Origin of the sequence: Tritonibacter scottomollicae (genome assembly GCF_003003215.1) — a bacterium.
Taxonomy (GTDB): Bacteria; Pseudomonadota; Alphaproteobacteria; order Rhodobacterales; family Rhodobacteraceae; genus Epibacterium; species Epibacterium scottomollicae.
Genome location: NZ_PVUF01000055.1, coordinates 1 through 3,322, shown reverse-complemented (window position 1 = coordinate 3,322; position 3,322 = coordinate 1). Strand labels below are relative to the sequence as shown.

General features: G+C 57.1%; 2 protein-coding genes. Both read right to left on the bottom strand.

Going from position 1 to position 3,322, the window contains the following annotated elements:
- Positions 1 to 223: 223 nt before the first annotated feature.
- Complete coding sequence (locus CLV89_RS22160) at positions 224 to 1,675, bottom strand: DUF6880 family protein (RefSeq protein ID WP_106165740.1); 1,452 nt, start codon at positions 1,673 to 1,675, stop codon at positions 224 to 226.
- A gap of 8 nt (positions 1,676 to 1,683) precedes the next feature.
- Positions 1,684 to 2,346 carry a glutathione S-transferase gene (locus tag CLV89_RS22155; protein ID WP_106165739.1) on the bottom strand — a complete coding sequence of 221 codons (663 nt, stop codon included), beginning with the start codon at positions 2,344 to 2,346 and terminating at the stop codon, positions 1,684 to 1,686.
- Positions 2,347 to 3,322: the final 976 nt, after the last annotated feature.

Here is a 3,322-nt window from a genome sequence, read left to right as displayed (position 1 = left end):
CTGCATCGGGTGGCTCCTCTCAAAAGCAGTTCATAGCAACTGCACTATGGTGCATTGCCACGCCGGTTGATGCAGGAGCCATCCACCCCATCCGCTCAGCAGACCTCCGACCTTCCGATTTCGCTGCACGATGTCATGAAGGGCCGGTTCGGGGAAGCTGCGCCGCAGCAAGGCCGAACCTCTCGAAGGTCCGGAGTGGGCGGAAAGCCACCTTCCCATGCGCCTATTCGATCCGGCCCTGTTGTTCGACCTTATCCCAGAATGCGTGTTTGCGTGGATGTTTGCGGCGTAGATCGTCGACAAAAGCCTCATGGCTTTGAAAGGTGGCGTAATCCGCTACCGCCATATCAGCCTGGGCGCAGGAGGCGAGGTGACGCGCAGCATGGCGATAGCGTTTGGTACGGTTGTTTTGCAGGGCGAAGGTGATCATCGACCTCCAAACCAGTGTAGCAGCCAGGGGATGCTCGGCCTTGAGCAACTCGGCTGTCGGGGTAAGGAGTTCGTAGCTATCGCCATCCAGTTCTGCGTGACGTGACAGTATCATATCTGCGGCAAGCCCTGGATCGGGCCAACTCATACAGAAGATGAGCCCTTGGAGCAGATCGGGATGGGTGCGCGCATGGGTGCGGGCGTCCTCTAACGCCTCATCATCGTCGAAATCGGGCAGGCGAGAAAGGTAGCGGCGCAAGGTTTCCGCGCAAAGCCTTGTTTCAAATCGGGACCACATGGCGCTGCGCAGAGCGCCCTCTTTGCCCAAGGCCTCGAGGCAGGCGAAATGGGCGCTGTCGACCTTGGGCGTATCAAAGGCGCGGTCTTTGTCCTGCTCAGAGGCGATGCAGCTTTCCATAATCCGCAGGGCGTCTTCGGCGCGGCCCGCCTGCAAGAGCCGCCGCGCTGCATCCGGTGCAATGGTGTGATATGTCAGCTGCCGGGCGCTATATTGTGACAGCCACGCGTCCACATCGCCTTGGGCATCGGCAATGTCCGACAGGATCATCCTGAGCGTTCTGTCCTTGTTGTCCTTTACCATTTCAAGGCGGCGTTCGGCGCTCATAAAGATCCCGCAATCCTCGGTCTCGTCCACGGTGACAGGCGCATCCATTGCCGTTTCCGCACGAACCCTGAGCGCGGTCAAACCCTGATCGCCCAACGCCTGCGACAGCGCAGGGATAATGCCGTCGAATTCGCCATAGCTGTTGTCTTGGAGCGCCTCGAACACTTGATCCGCAAGCTGCTCGGCGTCGCGATCAAGACGTGGGGCGAGGGTTTGGATCGCGTCCATCGCAGCATCCATGACATCGCCGATCGTGCCGTTGCTGTCGTCGGTCCGGGCGTGAATATCGGGGGCGAGGTGCAAGAGAGACCAGAGCAGATCAAAGCCAAGGTCCACATCCCCAGACGCGACGCGATTCAAAATGATGTCAATCAAGCCATTGAGTTCTTTGGCCAATGTGCGCTGTGCGCGCGTGGAGATCCAGCTTTTGGCACGCCGGATTTGCGCCAGCCGCTTGCGGATGTCAGCAGCAGCCTCTTTCGGGCTTTGTTCTGAGGACAATGCCATTCGCACCCGCCGCTGCCGGGCCGCATCGCCTTTGACGGCCTCCATAAGAAGCTCGGCCAGTGTTTCAGCGCCCAAGGCTTCCAAGTTCTTCTTGTTGAGGGATTTTCCTGCCATTTTCCGGTCTACTCAGCCACTTGGCCGAAAAGATAAGGGCGCGCGCCTTCTTCCCAAACAGAGATTTTTGCCATGGCCGTCTGAAAGTCGGCGCTCTGAAGGAAACCGTCCAGCCAAGAGATCACATTGGGCCACGACTGCGCGTCAAACCAAGCGCGGTCGATGTGGGCGAACTGCCTCACAAATGGAAAGATCGCAATATCGGCAAGTGTGGGTCGGTCGCCCGTTAAAAAAGGATGCTTCGCCAGTCGCGTATCAAGAGAGTGAATAAAGTCAGACGCTTGCGCCCGTTCCGATTGCGGATTCAGATCAGGGTAGCGGGTCGCGTATTTTGTATGATCAAGAGCGGTTTTGAAGGGCCCATCGTTCTGTGCGATCAGGGTTTCGCCGATACTGGGCATGTTCAGCAGCCCATGCGGGTCACTCTGATCAAGGGCCCATCGCATGATGTCGAGGCTCTCATCAAAGTTCAGATCACCTGCTTGCAAATTGGGCACCGTGGCCGAAGGTGAGGCCGCAAGAAACGCCTGCGGCTTATCTTTCAGTTTGATTTCGCGCAGCTCTACCGCGAGATCCGCGCTCAACACTGCCATTCGCGCCCGCATTGCATACGGGCAGCGGCGAAAGCTCCACAGGATCGGTCGAGGTCGGGTTACACTGTCTTGGATCATTGAGCCACTCTACGCTGAATGAACTGTGCCCGCAAAATGAAGAGTTCATTTGAGCCTCAAAACGTTAGGAAAATGACCGCGCCGTGATGTTGACCTCTGCCCTAAATCAATTCTGCAATCGCAGCGAATGAAGGTTCTCGCGGACTGGGTCGTTTCGGCCAGCGCATTGCGCTGAAGAAAGCCAAAGGGCCTTAGCTTCCTTGAGCCTTGACCCGAGCTTATCGACAGGCGCGATCTTCTGGGGTAGAAATGCTTGACGTTTGGGTCATAATTGAAAGACGCGGTCTTGCAGTTTCCTTATGTTTTGGCCGAAGGTTGGGGCATAGGTATTCGACGTTCCACACCCCTTTGTTGAACGTCAGACGAAATTGACCTAGGCGTCATAAACTGACCCAATCCGCTGTTTTTGCCGTGTGGCTTGTTGCGTTGATCTGACCTTCCATTCGGAAAATCAGGGCTGATTTGCAGGTTCAGTCGGCGAAGCCGCCTGTTCCTGCTGATCTGCCACGTGGCGAACGCGGGAGGGGGAGGGCAGCGCCCTCTAACTGACGGCCAGGGGCGTTTGGTTTGTCCAAATCCCGCTGGCTCACAAAACAAAAGCGGCGGGGCCATCAGCCCCGCCTCCGTGTTGCGGTCATACAATATTGAAAACTGAATTCATAGGTCTGGGACGGAACCGCTAGTGCTGATACCCGCATCGATGACCGTAGCCAGCCCGAATGCGACATGCATGCAAGGTGCAGCGATACCTTTGCTGCAAGCGCGAAAGACTCTCCGAGCGCGGACATTCAACTCGGCCTCAGCGACGTCGAACATTCACTCCGATGTGATTGCACCGTTGGGATTTTCCCCACCGGTAGGGATTTGCCGCCCTTGATCCCTGAGGCGAGACAGATATGCTCCCGCTCAACTTCTGGGGTTGTGTTTTATGAATGTATTTACGCAGGACGCCCGGCTCGGGCGTCTGACGACTGTG

Excerpts from the sequence above, each read along its gene's own strand:
- CLV89_RS22160 (WP_106165740.1), bottom strand. The coding sequence starts at position 1,675 with ATGGCAGGAAAATCCCTCAACAAGAAGAACTTGGAAGCCTTGGGCGCT.
- CLV89_RS22155 (WP_106165739.1), bottom strand. The coding sequence starts at position 2,346 with ATGATCCAAGACAGTGTAACCCGACCTCGACCGATCCTGTGGAGCTTT.